We start from the raw sequence: 18332 nt of genomic DNA, 5'->3' as shown, positions 1-18332 counted from the left end.
CTCGGACGCGGCGCCTCCGGCGTGCGCTGGGAGGTGATCGAGCTGATCGAGGCCATGCTGCGCGCCCGGGTGACACCCATCGTGCCGAGCCAGGGGTCCGTCGGCGCCTCCGGCGACCTCGCCCCGCTGGCCCATATGGCGGCGGTGCTGATCGGTGAGGGCAAGGCCAAATACAAGGGCCGGATCATGCCGGGCAAGGAAGCGCTGGATGCTGCCGGACTGGCTCCAATCGAGCTTGGCCCGAAAGAAGGCCTCGCTCTGATCAACGGCACCCAGTTCTCCACCGCCTACGCGCTGGTCGCCCTGTCCCATGCCTGGCGCAATGTCGAGGCAGGCGTTGTCGCGGCAGCGCTTTCCACCGACGCCATCATGGGCTCCACCGCGCCCCTGCATCCTGCCATTCACGCCCTGCGCGGCCAGCCAGGCCAGATCGACGTCGCCGCCGCCATGCGGGCGCTGATGGATGGCTCCGAGATCCGCGAGAGCCACCGGCACGGCGATACCCGCGTGCAGGACCCCTATTGCATCCGCTGCCACCCGCAGGTCTCCGGCGCCGCCATCGACATGATGCGCCATGCCGCCCGCACGCTTGAGATCGAAGCCAACGCGGTGACCGACAATCCGCTGGTGCTGGTCGAGGACGGCCGGATCATTTCCGGCGGCAACTTCCACGCCGAGCCGGTCGGCTTCGCCGCCGACCAGATGGCCATCGCCATCGCCGAGATCGGCGCCATCGCCCAGCGCCGCGTCGCCCTCATGGTCGACCCGGTGCTGTCCTTCGACCTGCCGGCCTTCCTGACGCCGGAGCCGGGGCTGAATTCCGGCATGATGATCGCCGAGGTCACCACCGCCGCCTTGATGAGCGAAAACAAGCATCTCGCCACCCCCTGCTCAACGGACTCAACGCCGACCAGCGCCAATCAGGAAGACCATGTCTCCATGGCGGCCCACGGTGCCCGGCGGCTGATGCGGATGAACGACAACCTGACCCGGATCATTTCCGTCGAGCTGCTCTGCGCCGCGCAGGGTGTGGAATTCCGCGCCCCACTGAAAACCAGCGCCGCCCTGCAGCGCGTCGTCGCCGCCATCCGCACCGTCTCGCCGACCTTGACCGATGACCGCGAGATCGCCGTCGACATCGAGGCTGTCGCCGGACATATCCTCGACAAATCCATCGCGGAGGCCACCGAGCACGGCCCGCTGATGGGTCTTTCCGCCCGCTACTAGACCGGAGCCGCAGCCATGAATGATCCCCGCAAGAATGCCCGCGACATCTTCCCGCCAACCGGACCGGAGCTGAACGCCAAGCACTGGACCACCGAAGCACCGTTGCGAATGCTGATGAACAATCTGCATCCGGACGTGGCCGAAAACCCGCATGAGCTGGTGGTCTATGGCGGTATCGGCCGGGCCACCCGGACCTGGGAGGATTTCGACCGCATCTGCGCCAGCCTGAAGGATCTGGAAGAGAACGAAACCCTGCTGGTGCAGTCCGGCCGCCCGGTTGGTGTGTTCCGAACCCATGCTGACGCGCCACGCGTGCTGATCGCCAACTCCAACCTGGTGCCGCACTGGGCCACCTGGGAGCATTTCAACGAGCTCGATCGCAAGGGCCTGATGATGTACGGCCAGATGACGGCCGGCTCCTGGATCTATATCGGTAGCCAGGGCATCGTGCAGGGCACTTATGAGACGTTTGTCGAAGCCGGACGCCAGCATTATGGCGGCGATCTGAAAGGCAAATGGATCCTGACCGGCGGGCTTGGCGGCATGGGCGGTGCCCAGCCGCTCGCGGCCGTCTTTGCCGGGGCCTGCTGCCTTGCCGTTGAATGCGATGAAACCCGGATCGATTTCCGCATCCGCACCGGCTATGTCGACGAAAAAGCCACCAGCCTTGATGAAGCTCTGGAGATGATCGCGCGCTGGACGGCGGCGGGCGAAGCCAAGTCCGTCGGGCTGCTCGGCAATGCCGCCGATATCTTCCCTGAACTGGTCAAGCGCGGCGTCCGCCCGGACATCGTCACCGACCAGACCTCGGCGCATGACCCGATCAACGGCTACCTGCCCCAGGGCTGGACGGTCGCCGAATGGCGCGCCAAGCGGGAGAGCGATCCGAAGGCGGTCGAGAAAGCCGCCCGCGCCTCGATGAAGCTTCACGTCGCCGCCATGGTGGATTTCTGGAACCAGGGCGTGCCGACACTGGATTACGGCAACAACATCCGGCAGGTGGCGCTGGAGGAAGGGCTGGAGAACGCCTTCGCCTTCCCCGGCTTCGTGCCTGCCTATATCCGCCCGCTATTCTGCCGCGGCGTCGGCCCGTTCCGCTGGTGCGCCCTCTCCGGCGATCCGGAGGATATCTACAAGACCGACGCCAAGGTGAAGGAGCTGATGCCGGACGACACGCATCTGCATAACTGGCTCGACATGGCGCGGGAGCGGATTTCCTTCCAGGGGCTTCCGGCGCGGATCTGCTGGGTCGGCCTCGGCGACCGGCACCGGCTCGGGCTCGCCTTTAACGAGATGGTCCGTACCGGCGAGCTGAAAGCTCCGGTGGTGATCGGCCGCGATCATCTCGACAGCGGCTCCGTCGCCTCCCCGAACCGGGAAACCGAAGCGATGAAGGACGGCTCCGACGCCGTGTCCGACTGGCCGCTGCTGAACGCTCTCCTGAACACCGCCTCGGGCGCCACCTGGGTCTCGCTGCATCATGGCGGCGGTGTCGGCATGGGCTTCTCCCAGCATTCCGGCATGGTCATCGTCTGCGACGGCACCGAGGACGCCGACCGGCGGCTGGAGCGGGTACTCTGGAACGATCCGGCGACCGGCGTCATGCGGCACGCCGATGCGGGTTACGAGATCGCCATCGATTGCGCCCGGGAGCACGGCCTCAACCTGCCTTCCATCCGGTGATGGAAGACGGGACAGAGACAACCGGCTTTATCGTCGGCGAAGCGCCGCTGACCTGCGAACGGCTGGTGGCCGCGGCGCGCAATGCCACCTCTTTCAGCCTTGCGCCCGCCGTACAGGAGCGTATCCGCGAAGCCCGGCAGGCGGTGGACCGGATCGCCGCCGGGGATGCCCCGGTCTACGGTATCAACACGGGCGTCGGCTCGCAGAAAGAACACAAGGTCAGCGCGGACGAGGCCGCCGCCTATAACCGCCGGCTGATCCGGGGGCACGGCACCCGCGTGCCCGGCCCGACGGCCGAGCCGGACGTGGTCCGGGCAACCATCATCGTGCTGCTGCATGAACTCGCCTCGGGATCGTCCGGCGCGTCGCTGGAGCTGGTCGAGCTGATGGCAGAAATGGCCTCCGCGCACGAGATGCCGAACATCGACACCAGCGGCTCGATCGGCGCCTCCGACCTCGTGCCGCTGTCCCAGATCGCGGACTGGGCCCTGTCGCACCCGAAAGCGGTCGAACAGGGATTGCCCTTTCCCAAGGACGCGCTTGCGATGATCAATTGCAACGCGCTCAGCCTGGCCAGTGGCGCGCTCTGCATCACCGAGCTTTCCGAGCTGATGCGCGGCTTCGATCTGGCCGCAGCGATGACCATGGAAGGCTTCCGCTGCAATCTCGACGCGATCTCCGAGCCGGTGAATTCCGTGCATCGCCGCCGGGGGCAGGCCCGCTCCGCCGCCCGCATGCGCGAGGCTTTGGCGGACAGCGTTCTCTGGCAACCGGGCGCCGCCCGGTTCCTGCAGGACCCGCTCAGCTTCCGCAATGCCAGCCAAGTGAACGGCGCCGGCATCGAATGCGCGAGCTGGCTGGAACAGGTCTGGGATGACGAGCTGGCCGGAACGGTCATCAATCCACTGGTCAATATCGGCCCGAATGCCGCCTATTCGCACGGCAACATGGACACCACCCGGATGACGCTTGCCCTCGACGGCATGCGGCAGGCACTGGCGAAAATGGCGGATCTGGCGGGCGAGCGGGTTCACAAGCAGCAATGGCCAGCCTTCTCCGGCCTCCCCATTGGATTGGCCGAAGCAGATTCAGCCGTCGGCGGCGTTCAGTTCCTCAATCTCGGGCATATCACCGCCTCGCTGATCACCTCGGTCAAGATCTGGGCACAGCCGCACCTGCTGCATCCGTCCGGACAGGTGGCGGACGGGGTGGAGGATACCGCCAGCAATGCCGTCCATGCCGTGCATGAGCTGGCCCGGCAGATCGATGCCTGCTGGAAGATCATCGGACTTGAAATCGCGGTGGCCTGCTGGGCGGTGCACCGGCGGCGCATTCCAGCTGCGGATCTGGGTGCGGGTCTGCGAACCCTCTACGAGAATTGCGTAGCCACCCTGCCAATCGGGCATGAAGGCGAAGAGGTCTTCCGCCTCGCCGAAACCATCGCTGTTGTGCGGGATTTCGCCTCCGGAATGGAGCAACCGGCCCGGCCGGTCACGCAATAGTGCATTTGCGACATCACCGAAGCTGACCAGTTTGCCAGAAAGTGAAATGATTTCCGGACACGGCAAGAAGAGAGTCCAGCATGAGTGTTGATACCGGCAGCCGTCGGCTGACCCGTCCGATTCCCGTCTATCTGCCATGGACGGACAGAACCGGACGGACATCGACACTGAAACTGACCGCCTTCCTTGCCCTGCTCGCCCCGGCCCTGCTGCTGATCTTCCACAGCCTGAGCGGCACGCTCGGCCCGCGCCCCTGGGAAGAGGCGATCCATCGGGTCGGCTGGTGGTCCGTGGTCTTTCTGCTGGCGTCGCTTGCCGTCACGCCATTACGCCGGGCACTTCGCTGGAACGCTCTGATCACGGTACGCCGGATGGTCGGCGTCAGCGTCTTCCTCGCCGTGGCGTTGCATCTGCTGCTCTATATGGGCCAGCAATCCTGGGACCTGCTTAAAGTCGCAACCGAGATTGTCCTGCGCTACTACCTCGCCATCGGCTTCGTCGCCCTGCTTGGACTTGCCGCTCTTGCCGCGACATCGACGGACGGCATGACACGGCGCCTCGGCGGCAAACGCTGGCAGCTCCTGCACAAGCTAGTCTATCCGATCGGCCTGCTGGCTCTGGTGCATTTCTTCCTGCAATCCAAGAGTGACGTGACCGAGCCAATCCTGTTCAGCGGACTGTTCGTCTGGTTAATGCTGTACCGCGTCTGGCGCTGGCGTCTGGGCGATCCGTCCGTTGCCGGGCTGTTCATCATCGCCGTCGGCGCCGCCCTGCTGACCGGCCTGGGGGAAAGCATCGGCATCTCGCTGAAACACAACGTTCCGCTCCCGGTCATGCTGGCATCGCAGTTCGACCTCGGGATCGGCATCAGGCCGGTCTGGTGGGTATTGCTCGCCGGTCTTGCCGTGATGGTGGTATCGGCCATCAGGCAGTATCAACGGCAGCTTGCTTCCGCCTGAACTGGTCTAGGCTGGCAGGGTCCAGTCATTCGCAAAGGGCTTTTCAAGAGCCCGGGCGACCAGCTCCAGCCGGTCCTGACCATAGAACGGATCGCCATCGACGACATAGGTGGGAGAGCCGAAGAAGCCCCGGTCGATGGCTTCCTTCGTATTGGCACGGTGTTGTGCATCGATCTGCTCCGCCCCCGCGGCCTCGAACAGTGCCGGGCCGTCGAGCCCCACCGATGCGGCAATGGCAAAGAGCGTCTCGCGGTTCGACAGGTCCGCATCCCCGGCCCAGTGCGCTTCCAGAAAACCATGCGCCAGCCGGTCCGTCGCCGCCCCGGTCTCCCCGCGGGCGATCAGCATCCGGTTCGCCATGTCGTAGGATTCATGATGGTAGGTTGGCCGCCGCTTGATCGTCGGCACGCCACGATATTCCGCCCAGCGGCCGATCTCCCGGCCGAACCAGTACGAACTATACGTCGTCTCGCGCACCCGTTCCGCATTGCCGCGCGCCGCCACCAGATCGCGCAGGAAGAACGGCCGATGCACCACCACGGCGCCCGCCTTCGCCGCGATCTCCTGAAACAGGGCAGAGCCGATATAGGCGTAACCGGAATAAGCCGCGTAAAAATATTCGATGCGTTTCATGGAGTGCCCTGAATCTCGGTTAAGGACAAACAGCCTACCCGGCAATACGCCCCGCTTCGAGAGGGTTTAAACGCGAACGGCCGGCAGCGTATGCGACCGGCCGCTGATTCAAGTCCCGCCTGATCTAGCCGATCAGGCCGCCATCATTGCGCCGGATGGCCACCACGCAGGAGCGCGGAACCGTGTCGCCGCCGCGCGGGAAGTGGCTGTCGCCCTTCTCGCCCGGATGCTGGATGCCGACGAAAACAGTCTTCCGGTCCGGGCTCCAGGTGATGCCGGTCACCTCGCATTCCTTCGGGCCAACCAGGAAGCGCTTGATCTCGCCGGTTTCCGGATCGCCGACCAGCATCTGGTTGTTGCCCATCCCGGCGAAATCGCCTTCGTTCTTGTAACTCCCGTCCGTCTGGATCCAGAGCAGGCCGGTGCTGTCAAAGGCGAGCCCGTCCGGTGAGTTGAACATGTTGTCAGCAGTGACGTTTCCGGAGCCCGCATAGGCGTCGGAATGCACTGTCGGGTTACCGGCCAGGACAAACAGGTTCCAGTCAAAACCGGCCGCCGTATGGTCGCCGCCCTTCGGCTGCCAGCGCACGATCTGACCGTAATTGTTCTTCTCGCGCGGGTTCGGGCCAGTAGCCGGAGTCTCGTCTCCGCCGGCATTGGTCTTCACGCCCCGGTTCTTGTTGTTGGTCAGGCAGCAATAGACTTCGGCCTTGTGCGGATGGGCAGAAACCCATTCCGGCCGGTCCATCGTGGTGGCACCGGCCTTCGAGGCCGCAATCCGCGTGTGGATGCAGATCTCTGCTTCGGACATACCCGTCACCTCCGGCGTCAGGGCAAGCCATTCTCCGCTGCCATCCTCGTTGAATTTGGCAACGAACAGATCGCCATTCTCAAGCAGGCCGGAATTATCACCGCCAACCGCATAAACGCCGTCCGAGACGAACTTGTAGAGGAACTCGCCGCGCTCATCGTCCCCCATATAGACGACGATCCGGCCATCTGCCGCGACCACGACTTCCGCGTTCTCATGCTTGAAGCGGCCAAGGGCGGTGCGCTTTTTCGGCGTCGATGCCGGATCCATCGGATCGATCTCGACAACATAACCGGCCCGGTTCGGCTCATGCGGATGTTTGAAGATGTCGAACCGCTCGTCGACTGTAGCCCAGGCATAGCCCCAGTCCTCGGTCTTCACGCCATAACGGGACAGCTCCGCGCTCGGCTTGTAATTCGCATCGCTGGAGGAGAAGTAGCCGTTGAAGTTTTCCTCGCAGGCAAGATAGGTGCCCCACGGCGTCCGGCCGTTACCGCAATTGTTCCAGGTGCCCAAAGACCTGGTGCCGCTCGGGTCGGCCTTGGTCTTCAGCAGATCGTGACCGCGCGCCGGGCCGGTGATCTCCATCGGGCTGTCGGCGGTAATCCGGCGGTTGAGCGGGGAATCGACCACCGTCACCCATTTGCCCTCCTGTTCGACGACTTCCATGACGGACACGCCATGCGCAGCCTTGCCCTTGCGCACATCGTCGGCGTTTTCGGGCTTCTTGCTTTCGCGATTGCCATACATGATCGGGCGGTTCGTATATTCATTGTTCACGGCAAGCACGTGCCGGTTGCCATCGACAAACAGCGCCATGCCGTCGTTATTGTCGCCAAAAGCAAGCTCCTGGCTCTCGGCGGTGCCCCGGGTCGCATCGTCAAAAGCAACGCCCTTGGACCAGAGCGGATCGCCCCACGAGATCACGAGATCCCAGCTGTAGCCTTCCGGCACCGTGATGGTGTCTTCGGTATTTGCGGCTACCTGCCTGAAAGACAGACGCGATGCGGCCTGCGCCGGTGTCAGTGCCGAGGTGCCCATCAGGAAGCTGGTCGCCCCGAACACAGTCAGCGCCCCCAGAAAGCCACGGCGGCTCATCGCCTTATCGGCGACAATATCGAAACCGCAGACATCCGGGCCCGGGGACGTCACCTCGTCCCAATCGTCAAAGGAAAGCTCATGGTCGGCCGCCGTCGCGGCCTCACGGATCAGGTTTGTCATATCTCACCTTTTGCTGCGTTCTTTCGGGGACCCGCCGCATTCCGGCCGGACCTTCCCGGTGGCTGCATTGTCACGACGCTGGAGCGTCTGTTTGCAGCTTCAGGTTACGCATTCGCTGTTGTGTAAATATGACACCGTGCGATCAAATTCGCCGGGCTGCCCAGCCTCTATCACAAGAGTGGGCGTCAGGCAGGTCAGCCGCGTTGCCGGGCCGCATGCTCCGCCAGAACCGTATCGATCTTGCTCTGCAGCTGGGACAGGGAGACCGGTTTGGCGATATAGCCGTCGACCCGTAATTCCTTGGCCTTGAGCACCGTGTCGACCTCGGCATCGGCCGTCAGGAAAACCACGGGTAAATTAGCGACTTCATGCGTTTTCAAGCTGCGGAGAGTCTGGAGAAACTTCAGCCCGCCCATGGGTTCCATATGGATGTCGCAAAGGATCAGGTTGGGGCGGACCCGCAATAGCTCCTTCATGCCATCGACACCATCCGACACCTCGTAGATCGAGGAAAAGCCAAGCTGACGGAGCAGCCGAACGATGATCTTTCGTATGTGAAGCTCGTCCTCAAGCACGAGGACGCTCATCATGTCGTATTGCAGCTTGCCGGTAGCCATCAGCCTTACCCCGTCGTTAGAAAATCCGTTGCACCGTCTCATTGAACTCCGTGAGCGTCGGCTCAAGAAGTTCCGCCATTATTCCCGCCATGACATCGTCCTCGGCATCCAGCGAGTCCTGCAGCTCTCCTGCAATCCGCCCGAGCCGGAGCGCCCCGACAGAGAGCGCCGCGCCTTTCAGGGAATGCGCGGCGTTACGGGCCGAGGAAAGATCCCCTCCCTGCACCCCCGCGTTTATTTCAGCGATACGAGGCCCCCATGCATCCTTGGCGGAAAGGACAAACTCTTTCGCCTCGTCATCGAAGGTGCCAAACGCCTCTTCCATCGAGGCGGGGTCAAAGATCTCCCGGTCCCATACCGGCGCTTCCGGCACACTTTCCCGCATGTCTTCCGGCGGGGCGCTTTCGGCCGGCTCCGCACCGCGCCGCAATGCCAGTCCCTCCGGCAGGTACGTTGCCAGCGCAGCGCCCAGAGCCTTGCTGTCTATCGGCTTGGTCAGGCAGGCATCCATGCCTGCCGCCGCGCATTCCTCTTCGGTCTCCGCCATGGCGTCGGCGGTAAGAGCGATAACCGGCAGATGCGCCCCGCCGGCGGCCTCCCCTTCCCGCACAGCGCGGGAAAGCGTGAAGCCATCCATCTCCGGCATGTTGATATCCGTCAGCAGCAAGCCATATCCGCCCTTTTCCAGAGCGGCCAGCGCCTCTTTGCCGTCACCGGCGGTCTCACAGGCGAACCCCATCCGCGACAGCATCTTGCGCACCACCACCTGGTTCGTCTGGTTATCCTCGGCGACCAGAACAAGCACGTTCGCCGCCCGCGCCTCTTCAAGCGGCGGCGGCGCGTAGGCCAGGTCCGGGCGTGCGTCCGCCTCCACCGCATCGGCGCTTTCAAGCCCGAGCGCGATAGCGGCGGCACGCCAGAGTTTCGGACGGGTCACCGGCTCGGCAAGCAGCATCGCGGCACTGTTTTTCACCGCTGCGGGCAAACCGCTCAATGTGTCCCGGCCGGCGCAAAGCACCAGCGATCCGCCCGGCTTGCACAGATCGCGCGCATCTTCCGGCGCGATCAGCAGGCCCGCGACGACAAGATCAGCCAGGGCGGAATCCGAAGCGCCATCACCATCCACCGCAATATCCGTGACCCCGCCCGCGCGAAGATATCTGGCGGCAATGTCAGCCTCCGCCGGGCCAAGTCCGGCAAGGACAACACGCGCTCCGGACAGATCGTGACCGGAGACCGGGGCCGTTCCCGGATCGCCCGCCATCGGCAGCTCGAACCAGAACGTGGAGCCTTCGCCGAAGCTGCTCCGCACACCGATGCGGCCGCCCATGAGCTCCGCCAGCCGGTGGCAGATGGAAAGACCGAGACCGGTGCCGCCGAATTTCCGGGCCGTGGACTGGTCCGCCTGGACGAATGGCTGGAACAGCCGGCCGCATTGCTCTTCCGTCAGCCCGATGCCGGAATCGCTTACCTCGAAGCGGAGCCACTCGCCCTCCTGGTCTGGAAGATCCCTGACCGTGATCCGGACATCGCCGTGCTCGGTGAATTTCACCGCGTTGCCGCCGAGATTGAGCAGGATCTGCCGGAGCCGTGTCGGGTCGCCATGCCGCCGGTCGGACAGATCCGTATCTATATCGACGATCAGCCCGAGGCCCTTTTCCTCCGCCCGCTGCACCATGATCTCGGCCGCGCCGTCGACCGTCTCCATCAGCGAGAACGGCACGGTCTCGATATCGAGCTTTCCGGCCTCGATCTTCGAGAAATCGAGGATGTCGTTGATGATGGTCAGCAGCGCCCCGGCGGAATCCCGGATCACTCGGGCCATGCCACTCTGCTCCGCATCCAGCCTGCTGAGAGCGAGCAGCTCCGCCATCGACATGACGCCGTTCATCGGTGTCCGGATTTCGTGGCTCATGGTGGCGAGAAAAGCGGATTTGGCGCGGGTGGCCGCTTCCGCGATATCCCGAGCCCCGACCAGTTCCTCTTCCGCCTTCTTGCGCGCGGTCACCTCCACGCCGAGCTTCACGACATAGAAGGAGACCGTGCCAAAACCGACGATGGCGATGAACAGCAAGCCGACATTGCGCAGCAAGGTCGCATTCGCATCCGCCAGAATGGTATCCATGTCCTGGGCGAGATAGATGCTGATCGGCATCGCCAGATCCGGGTCCAGCACCGCCTTGGTGGCGAGATACGCGCCGGGGCCGGCCTCGACAACCTTCACCATATCGGGTGCCTGCACCGCTTCGATCAGGATCCTTTCGACGGAATCCCGTGCCCGGTAGCGTTCAAGAAAGGCTTCAACATCCGCATGCTCTTCCGGTTTGGCCCGGGCGAGCGCCGGATGGCCGAGCATGCGTCCGGCCAGATCCGTTGCGAACACCAGATCGCCGAAACCGATAAGCGTCTCCGCCGCCCGCACGAGTGTCAGCGACAGGGAGGAGAGAGACAGATCGACCCCCATGACGCCCCAGAGCACCCCGTCATCGTGATAAAGCGCCCGCGCATAGGTCACGCCGAGCGATCCGCTTGAGGCAAAGATATACGGCTCGGTCCAGATACCTTTTTCGGAAGAAACCGCTTTCTTGTACCAGGGGCGGTTCCTCGGATCGTACGGCGTGGAGGGAACTTCCGCCGGCACCCAACGGCCGGTTTTCTTGGCCGGCGCGAACCAGTGCCCGTCCGGTTGTCCGGCCGGATCATCGATCACACGCCGGGTCATGCCGCCCTCGAAGCCGCTCTGACTGGACGGGACCAGATCCTGCACCTGAAGAAAGCGGCCGTCCGGGAACCCTATATAGATCCCGTTGATCTGTTGCAGGCGCCGGACAGGGCCGGTCGAGATAGCGAAAAAAAGATCCTCCACCTCAAGGTCCGACAATCCGACCAGGCGGGCATCCGTCACGGTCTGGTAAACGGCGGAAGCAGGCTCGAAAAGACGGTTCAGCTCCCGCGAGAAAGTGACCCGCGCGATGCCAAGCTGATCACGGCCATCAGAAACCAGCTCATCATATTGTTTGTCATAGACCCAGAAGGAGATCCCGCTGCCAAACGCCAGGATCAGGATAAAAGCCGCGAGTGAAACGGATGCCCTTGTCATGTTCACTCCCATGGCAACAGTTACGCGACATTCTCAGGGTTAATTTTCCAGCCCATGATGCACGTAAAATTCATGCTGAGTACGTTTTTTTGACGCTGGCCCGGAACCTGTCGGATTTGCACATCACAGCCTCGTACCGGGCCTCCGATGCTCCCCGCAGCTGTTTGAACTTGAATTCGCGGGGCGCCTGGGGCAGAAGCCCTGCACTCCCTATCCGGTTCATGGCCGCGCGGCATATCGGCTCGCGCCCTGACGTAGAGAACCGGCACAGAGGACGTTGCTTTGATAACATTCGATACTGTCAGCGTGACGGCGGGCGACCGGACCGTTCTCGCGGACATTAACCTGACGCTGCAGGAGCGGCGGATTGCCGTGATCGGCGCTAACGGGTCCGGCAAATCGACCTTCGCCCGGCTGATCAACGGTCTGAGCCGGCCAAGCGCCGGTTCCGTCACCGTGGACGGGCTCGATACCGTCAGGAGCCCGAAGGATGTCCGCCGGCAGGTCGGGTTTCTTTTTCAGGATCCGGACAACCAGATCGTCATGCCCCTGGTGGAAGAGGATCTCCGGTTCAGTCTGAAGGCCCTCAAGCTCACCCCGCCGGCCGCGGACGAGCGGATCGAGCGCATCCTCGACAGCTACGGGCTGACCCATTTGCGGCACCAGCCGTCCCACAGCCTGAGCGGCGGCGAAAAACAATTGCTCGCCCTCGCCAACGCGATGCTCCGGGAGCCGCGTTATCTGGTGCTGGACGAGCCGACCACCCTGCTCGACCTGAAAAACCGGAAACGCGTGATGGATGCCATCGACGGGCTGGAGCAGACAGTGATCTGCGTCACCCACGATCTTGAGATCGCGGCAACGGCGGAACGCGTGCTGGTGCTGGCAGCAGGGCGTGTTGCTTTCGATGGCCCGGCAGCGGAAGCCATTCCAGCTTACCGGGAGATGACGGCATGAGATTGACCCTCTATGTCCGCCGGGACTCCCCAGTCCACAGACTCTCCGCCGCCTGGAAGCTCGGCATGCTGCTCGCCACGGGGCTGTTGATCCTGTTCACCGACAATCCACTGATACTCGGTACCGGACTCGCCATGGCGCTGGCCGGTTTTCCGCTGGCCCGCCTGCCAATGACGGAGATTTTCCGCCAGGCCCGCCCGCTGCTGTTCGTCCTTGCGCTCTTCTTCGCCGCGCATGCCATGTTCACCTCGGTCGAGACAGGGACAGTGCTGACATTGCGGTTCGCCATCATGATCCTGTCCGGCCTGCTGCTGACGCTGACCACGCGCGTTTCCGATCTTATGGCCGTACTCGAACGCGCCCTGCGGCCGCTCGCTCCGCTCGGCCTCAACCCTGAGAAAACCAGCCTTGTTTTCGCCATGACCATCCGCTTCATACCGGCTTTGGCGGAAACATGGGAAACCATCCGCGCGGCGCAACAGGCCCGCGGCATGGAGCGCAATCCGCTCGCCCTGCTGATCCCGATGACGGTGCTGACCCTGCGGCGCGCCGATCAGATCAGCGACGCCATAGAGGCGCGGGGCGTGGATCTCTAACCCCAGAACTTTCGGAGACACTCAATCATGACCACACGCGACCTTGTTCTGATCGCACTCTTTGCGGCGGTCACCGCCGTGCTCGGCTTGTTCCCGGCACTCACCCTTCCGATTACCGGTGTGCCGGTGACGGCGCAGACTCTCGGCGTCATGCTGGCCGGCTCCATTCTCGGCGCGCGGCGCGGCGGCCTCGCGCTGGTCGTCTTTCTTGTGCTGGTCGCGGCCGGTCTGCCGCTGCTTGCCGGCGGACGCGGTGGCGCGGCAGTCTTTTCCGGCGTCACCGCCGGGTTTCTGTTCAGCTGGCCGGTTGCGGCCTTCGTGATCGGATGGCTGACGGAAAAGACCTGGGATCGCTACGCGCTTCTCCACGCGGTCACGATCAATGTCTTCGGCGGCATCCTGATCATCTATGCGGGCGGTATCGCCTGGATGGTGGCCGTCGCCGGTATCCCGCTGGACAAGGCGCTCTATGGCTCCCTGCCGTTTATTCCGGGCGATGCCCTGAAGGTCATTGCCGCCGCGACGGCGGCTGTTGCCCTGAAGCGGTATCAACAGCACCCACTCGGCCAGACGGTCTGAACCGCACAAACAAAAAGCGGCCCTTCGGGGCCGCTTTCATTCCGGTCTGAAGATCAGGTTCAGACAGCGATATCGAGGGTCGAGCCCCGGTTCGGGTCACCCGTACCCGGCAAGCGTCCGTCGCCACCCTGCGCGGCCGCGCCCGGATTATCGTTCTCGCCACGGCTGGCGGAGCTGTCCGTCACGTTCACCACTGTCGGCTCACTCGGGGTGGCGTCAATGCTGGCGCCGGTCGCGCCGATCTGCTCTTCGCCCTCATCCCCATCCGGAGCAGGCCGTGAAACCGGCTCCTGCTGCGACTGGGTAAGGTTTCTGAGGTCCGCTACCGATGCGCTTACTGCTGGCCCAACAGCCATGTTCGTCTCCATCCGACATTCAGAACCGATCCGAATTACGGTTCAAATATAGCGATATCAGCCCGAAACTTCAATCCGAGTCTATGTGCGGGTATTTCAGAAGCCCCGTTCAGCCGAATGCTGCCTGAAAATCCCGGATCAAACTCTCCGGGCTCTCCAACGGCATACCGAAGCGGACGAGGCCGTCCGGAATACCGAGGACGCTACGGATTGCTTCTGGAACCGCTTCATAGTCACGGTCCGCATAATGCCAGAACGTTCCCGGCTGCCCCGGCACAGGGCCGGGCCGGAACCTGGTCAGGCGGGCCAATGCCGCTCGGACGTCTTCAGCCCGGCCGTGAAAGTTCACCGACAGATCGGGACATCCGGCACCCGGATAGAAAAGCTCCGCAACGCTGCCCTGCTTTTTCAGGAACGAGGCGAGCCGTGCGGCGGCCTCCGCCCGAGCGGCTATCTGTTCCGGCAAATCGTTCAAAGCCTGCAACAGCGTCTCCGCCTCACCCGGACCGGGCGCAGCGTCATAGGCCATCTGCAGATAGGCGAAACGATCCTCGACGAACCCGATATCCCCGGAAAACGCCACCAGCCCGCCACGGCCGGCAGTCTCCGGTGCCGCGAGAGTCGATGTGAAAACGATATCGCACCCTTCCGCAAGCGGCTGAAGCGCTGCGTGGCCAAGAACCGAATTATCCGCCAGGACCACAATCTCCCGTGCCTTGGCGAAGGCCACGATCCGCGCGAGATCCGCCCGGGAAAGCCTGGGGCCGGACACGGTTTCCACCCAGATAAGCCGTGTCTCGTCGGTAACCGCCAGCTCCAGCGCATCCAGGTCCGCCATATTCGCGAAATCGACCCCGAGCCCGGCGGAACGGCGGCGGATAGATTCGATCATGCGATAAGTATCGGGATGGGCACCCTCGGAGATCACCAGATGACTGCCGCCATCCAGCATATCGAGCAGTGCTGAAATCGCCAGCGGCGCCGAAACGAAGGCATAGCCGTTCACGCCTGCATTGGCTGACGCAAACGCCTGCTCCAGCGCAACCAGCGCTGCCGGTTTTTCGATCCTCGGCACGTCTCAGCTTCCGTTGAGAATGCGTGTGCTGACGCGGGACAGGGAATTGAGTTGTTCGAACCGGAGAAACCGCATCGAGGAGTTCCCCACATAGGTCCGCCATAACTCAATGGAATGATCAATCCGGCTCATCGAATCGCCAATCTGATAAAAGCGTTTCCCGGCCTTTTGCAGAAATTCGATGAACGGCTCCGCGCTCTTGTGGTCGCGGAACAGTGTTTCATAGGAATTACGATATTCGGCCAGCATCAGATGCACCGCTTTCCAGCGCTTCTGATAAAGCTTCCGCCATTGAGCAATCTGGTCGTTCAGGGTTGCTTGCGCCGAGGGAGGCATGCTGTCGAGCGAACGCGTCTCGGTGTTGAGCCAGTTCGCGTAATCCTTCCAGAGCTCCTGCCGGCGGGCAAAGAGATGTTCATAATAAATGACGCCCTTCCACGAATAGAAGGTATCCGCTGCGTCGCTATCCTGTATCCGCATGGCCTGGATAACGGGCTTCAGGGCATCCGTGTCATTGCCGTCCCAAAGCTTGTTGACCAGCGTCTTGAGATAAATCGCCCGATTGGCGTCGGTAACGCCTTCGAACGCGGTTTCGACAATCGGCTGGAACTGCTTCATGACATGGTCACGCACCCGGCCAAACTCGGCGGGGGTGATCTCGAAATACCCCGGATGCGGATCATATCCCTCGGCTTCCATCCGCTCCCGGAACAGAAACGGGTCGACGGAGGGAAGCGCGTCCAGAATATCCAGGATTTTCATATCGGCCGCGGCTTCTTCGGACTCCGGAGAATCCGACATGCCGGCCTGGAATTGCAGCGCAACACGCAAGTTCCGGTCATTCAGAAAAATGGACCGGCCACCGTCGAGTTGAGCTTTCTCGCTGTAGGAAAAGAAAATCTTGGTCCCGACAGGTTTCGTTGCGGATTCCCGCATGTCATCGTCGGGATAGGTCTCTTTCATGAAGATCGCGTTGTTCAGGTCCCGCGTCTTGAACAGGAACTGCCCCGGCGCGCCACCCTCGGCAAGCACGTTGCGGTGAAGAGCCGCGCAGTTGAAGACGCGGGAAGACCCGGCCTGCAACATGCGCGACAGCTGTTCAACGGCGAGGCGCTCTATCGAGACGCGTTTACGCGTATGACCCATATTGGGAATGTACCAAAATTACATCCAAGCTTCGATCAAATGCGGCCCCGGCTCGTTCAACGCACGTTTGAATTGCTCGTTGAACTCATCAGCGGTGGTTGCCCGGGTAGCAGAAACCCCCATGCCCTCGGCCAGTTTCCGCCAATCCAGGTCCGGACGGCCGATCTCCAGCATGTCGAAGGCTTTCCGGCCGGGATTTTCCGCGCCCACATTCATCAATTCACCCTTCAGGATCTCATAAGTCCTATTCGCGAAGATAACGTTAACGACGTCGCACTTCTCGCGCGCCTGGGTCCAGAGCGCCTGCAGCGTGTACATGCCGCTGCCATCGCCTTCGAGGCAGATCACCTTGCGGTCCGGACAGGCGATTGCGGCGCCGGTCGCGAACGGCATACCGATACCGATGGAACCACCGGTCAGCGACAGCCAGTCATGCTGTTCGGTGCCAGCCGTGAAGGGCATCAGCCCCCGGCCTGAGGTCACGGACTCATCCGCGATAATCGCATCTTTCGGCATCAGGTTCCCGATCGCCGCCGCAATGCTCTCCGGCGTCAGCTCACCGCTCATCAGGGCGGGCTTTTCGGCCTTCTGGCGAACCGGCTCGATATCCGTCGCGCCGAGTTCCGCCGCGATGGCCGTCAGGGCGTCCAGCAGGTCGTACCCTTCCGGCGCCACGTCGACGACATTGCAGCTTTCCGGAATCAGCACGCTCGGCTTGTTCGGATAGGCGAAGAACGCGACAGGTACCGGCGCGCCCAGCAGGATCAGGTTCTTGACCGTCTCAAGCTGCTTCAGGGCGATGTCCACCGGATACTGAATGCGCTCGACCGGAACCCGTCCAGCGCCGCGCTCCCAGCGCCGGTTGCTGGTCTTGCAGCTCAGACGGCAGCCTGTCTTGGCGACGATGCGTCCAGCCATCTCCAGAGCCTCGCCCATCAGCGCGGTGTCGGAAATGTGGAGCATGCACTCTTCGCCGGAAGTCAGCGCTGCCGCAGCCGCGCGAATGGCTTCCGCCGGTGCTTTCGGCCGGTCGACCGGGGCAACCGGAGCGGCCGGGCCGTCGGACTCTTCCCACGCGGTGTTCGCCGGCAGGATCAGCGTCGCCACCTGACCGGGCACACCCATGGAGGCGGCAACCGCCTCGGCACCATCGGCCGCGACATCCTTCGAGGAACGCGAGGTTTTCACCCAGCCGGACACCGGACGCGCGATACCTTCGATATCGGCGGTCAGCGGCGCGTTATATTCGACATGGTAGGTCGCATGCTCGCCGACGATGTTCACGACCGGTGAGAAGGCCTTCTTCGCATTGTGCAGGTTGGCCAGGCCGTTGCCGAGCCCCGGGCCGAGATGCAGCAGGGTGGAAGCCGGTTTCAGCGCCATCCGCGCATAGCCGTCCGCCATGCCGGTGACGACGCCCTCGAACAGGCCGAGCACGCAACGCATGCCCTCGACCCGGTCAAGCGCGGCGACAAAATGCATCTCCGACGTACCGGGGTTGGAAAAACATACGTCCACTCCGGACGCGACAAGGGTTCGCACCAGACTCTCAGCGCCGTTCATTTTTATCCTCTGGGATCAGGAAGTCGAAAAAAGAACGGCGATGATGGCGCCGCGTCCTGCAAAGCGCAAGCGCGGTCGCCTCATGCCATTCGTTCCGATTGCCAACGGGTGGGGCAGATGGCCTGTCCCGTCAGCTCGCGATTGCGTGCACCTTGCGGGCCTTGCCGCCAAGCTCGTGATCGTGCTCGCGGATGAACCCCTTCACCACCGGGGCGATTTCCCGGCGCCAGCGGCCACCGTTGAAAACGCCGTAATGGCCGACATTCTTCTGCAGGTGATAATGCTTCATGGAGTCCGGCAGGTTCGG

The 18332-nt window shown here is 63.1% G+C and carries 16 protein-coding genes; 7 read left to right on the top strand and 9 right to left on the bottom strand.

Going from position 1 to position 18332, the window contains the following annotated elements; translation table 11 throughout:
* The 4 genes from hutH to AAC126_RS17435 form a co-directional block, all read left to right on the top strand.
* The coding region (gene hutH / locus AAC126_RS17450) for a histidine ammonia-lyase (RefSeq protein ID WP_339855677.1) at positions 1–1227 on the top strand (1227 nt) is incomplete at its 5' end.
* Positions 1228–1242: 15 nt separating this feature from the next.
* Positions 1243–2910 (top strand): urocanate hydratase, encoded by a 1668-nt coding sequence (gene hutU, locus AAC126_RS17445; RefSeq protein WP_339855675.1) that lies wholly within the window; start codon positions 1243–1245, stop codon positions 2908–2910.
* Positions 2910–4412 carry an aromatic amino acid ammonia-lyase gene (locus AAC126_RS17440; RefSeq protein ID WP_339855673.1) on the top strand — a complete coding sequence of 501 codons (1503 nt, stop codon included), beginning with the start codon at positions 2910–2912 and terminating at the stop codon, positions 4410–4412. Before hutU ends, AAC126_RS17440 begins: the two co-directional genes overlap by 1 nt.
* Positions 4413–4492: 80 nt before the next feature.
* Positions 4493–5371 carry a ferric reductase-like transmembrane domain-containing protein gene (locus AAC126_RS17435; RefSeq protein ID WP_339855671.1) on the top strand — a complete coding sequence of 293 codons (879 nt, stop codon included), beginning with the start codon at positions 4493–4495 and terminating at the stop codon, positions 5369–5371.
* 6 nt (positions 5372–5377) lie between these two features.
* Here AAC126_RS17435 and AAC126_RS17430 read toward each other — a convergent pair whose 3' ends face one another.
* The 4 genes from AAC126_RS17430 to AAC126_RS17415 all read right to left on the bottom strand — a co-directional run bounded on the left by AAC126_RS17430 (position 5378) and on the right by AAC126_RS17415 (position 11753).
* Positions 5378–6004: a 2-hydroxychromene-2-carboxylate isomerase gene (locus tag AAC126_RS17430; RefSeq protein ID WP_339855669.1), complete on the bottom strand. Its 627-nt coding sequence runs from the start codon at positions 6002–6004 to the stop codon at positions 5378–5380.
* A gap of 124 nt (positions 6005–6128) precedes the next feature.
* Complete coding sequence (locus AAC126_RS17425) at positions 6129–8036, bottom strand: PhoX family phosphatase (protein WP_339855667.1); 1908 nt, start codon at positions 8034–8036, stop codon at positions 6129–6131.
* Between the two features lie 194 nt (positions 8037–8230).
* A complete protein-coding gene (locus AAC126_RS17420; protein ID WP_339855665.1) occupies positions 8231–8653 on the bottom strand; it encodes a response regulator in 423 nt (140 codons plus the stop codon).
* A 16-nt stretch (positions 8654–8669) separates the two neighbouring features.
* Positions 8670–11753 (bottom strand): ATP-binding protein, encoded by a 3084-nt coding sequence (locus AAC126_RS17415; RefSeq protein ID WP_339855663.1) that lies wholly within the window; start codon positions 11751–11753, stop codon positions 8670–8672.
* A gap of 282 nt (positions 11754–12035) precedes the next feature.
* On the opposite strand from AAC126_RS17415, the gene AAC126_RS17410 reads away from it, so the two are divergent.
* The 3 genes from AAC126_RS17410 to AAC126_RS17400 are packed head-to-tail and all read left to right on the top strand — an operon-like array spanning position 12036 to position 13885.
* Entirely contained in the window at positions 12036–12710 is a 675-nt protein-coding gene (locus tag AAC126_RS17410; protein ID WP_339855661.1) for an ABC transporter ATP-binding protein, read from the top strand.
* Entirely contained in the window at positions 12707–13306 is a 600-nt protein-coding gene (locus AAC126_RS17405; RefSeq protein WP_339855660.1) for an energy-coupling factor transporter transmembrane protein EcfT, read from the top strand. Before AAC126_RS17410 ends, AAC126_RS17405 begins: the two co-directional genes overlap by 4 nt.
* A 27-nt stretch (positions 13307–13333) precedes the next feature.
* Positions 13334–13885: a biotin transporter BioY gene (locus AAC126_RS17400; protein WP_339855658.1), complete on the top strand. Its 552-nt coding sequence runs from the start codon at positions 13334–13336 to the stop codon at positions 13883–13885.
* A 59-nt stretch (positions 13886–13944) separates the two neighbouring features.
* Here the strand turns inward: AAC126_RS17400 and AAC126_RS17395 are convergent, their stop codons facing one another.
* From AAC126_RS17395 to AAC126_RS17375, 5 genes are all read right to left on the bottom strand, one after another.
* Complete coding sequence (locus tag AAC126_RS17395; protein ID WP_339855656.1) at positions 13945–14241, bottom strand: hypothetical protein; 297 nt, start codon at positions 14239–14241, stop codon at positions 13945–13947.
* Positions 14242–14350: 109 nt separating this feature from the next.
* A complete protein-coding gene (locus AAC126_RS17390) occupies positions 14351–15316 on the bottom strand; it encodes a PLP-dependent transferase (protein WP_339855654.1) in 966 nt (321 codons plus the stop codon).
* Between the two features lie 3 nt (positions 15317–15319).
* On the bottom strand, positions 15320–16462 hold the full coding sequence (locus AAC126_RS17385) for a hypothetical protein (RefSeq protein ID WP_339855652.1): 1143 nt from the start codon (positions 16460–16462) through the stop codon (positions 15320–15322).
* 18 nt (positions 16463–16480) lie between these two features.
* Entirely contained in the window at positions 16481–18025 is a 1545-nt protein-coding gene (locus AAC126_RS17380; RefSeq protein ID WP_339855650.1) for an acetolactate synthase large subunit, read from the bottom strand.
* Between the two features lie 130 nt (positions 18026–18155).
* A complete protein-coding gene (locus AAC126_RS17375) occupies positions 18156–18326 on the bottom strand; it encodes a hypothetical protein (protein WP_339855679.1) in 171 nt (56 codons plus the stop codon).
* Between the last annotated feature and the right edge of the window lie 6 nt (positions 18327–18332).

Origin of the sequence: uncultured Nisaea sp. (assembly GCF_963974195.1) — a bacterium.
Taxonomy (GTDB): Bacteria; Pseudomonadota; Alphaproteobacteria; order Thalassobaculales; family Thalassobaculaceae; genus Nisaea.
This window is presented reverse-complemented; position numbering and strand designations above follow the sequence as displayed.

Excerpts from the sequence above, each read along its gene's own strand:
- hutU (WP_339855675.1), top strand. The coding sequence starts at position 1,243 with ATGAATGATCCCCGCAAGAATGCCCGCGACATCTTCCCGCCAACCGGA.
- AAC126_RS17440 (WP_339855673.1), top strand. The coding sequence starts at position 2,910 with ATGGAAGACGGGACAGAGACAACCGGCTTTATCGTCGGCGAAGCGCCG.
- AAC126_RS17435 (WP_339855671.1), top strand. The coding sequence starts at position 4,493 with ATGAGTGTTGATACCGGCAGCCGTCGGCTGACCCGTCCGATTCCCGTC.
- AAC126_RS17430 (WP_339855669.1), bottom strand. The coding sequence starts at position 6,004 with ATGAAACGCATCGAATATTTTTACGCGGCTTATTCCGGTTACGCCTAT.
- AAC126_RS17425 (WP_339855667.1), bottom strand. The coding sequence starts at position 8,036 with ATGACAAACCTGATCCGTGAGGCCGCGACGGCGGCCGACCATGAGCTT.
- AAC126_RS17420 (WP_339855665.1), bottom strand. The coding sequence starts at position 8,653 with ATGGCTACCGGCAAGCTGCAATACGACATGATGAGCGTCCTCGTGCTT.
- AAC126_RS17415 (WP_339855663.1), bottom strand. The coding sequence starts at position 11,753 with ATGACAAGGGCATCCGTTTCACTCGCGGCTTTTATCCTGATCCTGGCG.
- AAC126_RS17405 (WP_339855660.1), top strand. The coding sequence starts at position 12,707 with ATGAGATTGACCCTCTATGTCCGCCGGGACTCCCCAGTCCACAGACTC.
- AAC126_RS17400 (WP_339855658.1), top strand. The coding sequence starts at position 13,334 with ATGACCACACGCGACCTTGTTCTGATCGCACTCTTTGCGGCGGTCACC.
- AAC126_RS17395 (WP_339855656.1), bottom strand. The coding sequence starts at position 14,241 with ATGGCTGTTGGGCCAGCAGTAAGCGCATCGGTAGCGGACCTCAGAAAC.
- AAC126_RS17385 (WP_339855652.1), bottom strand. The coding sequence starts at position 16,462 with ATGGGTCATACGCGTAAACGCGTCTCGATAGAGCGCCTCGCCGTTGAA.
- AAC126_RS17380 (WP_339855650.1), bottom strand. The coding sequence starts at position 18,025 with ATGAACGGCGCTGAGAGTCTGGTGCGAACCCTTGTCGCGTCCGGAGTG.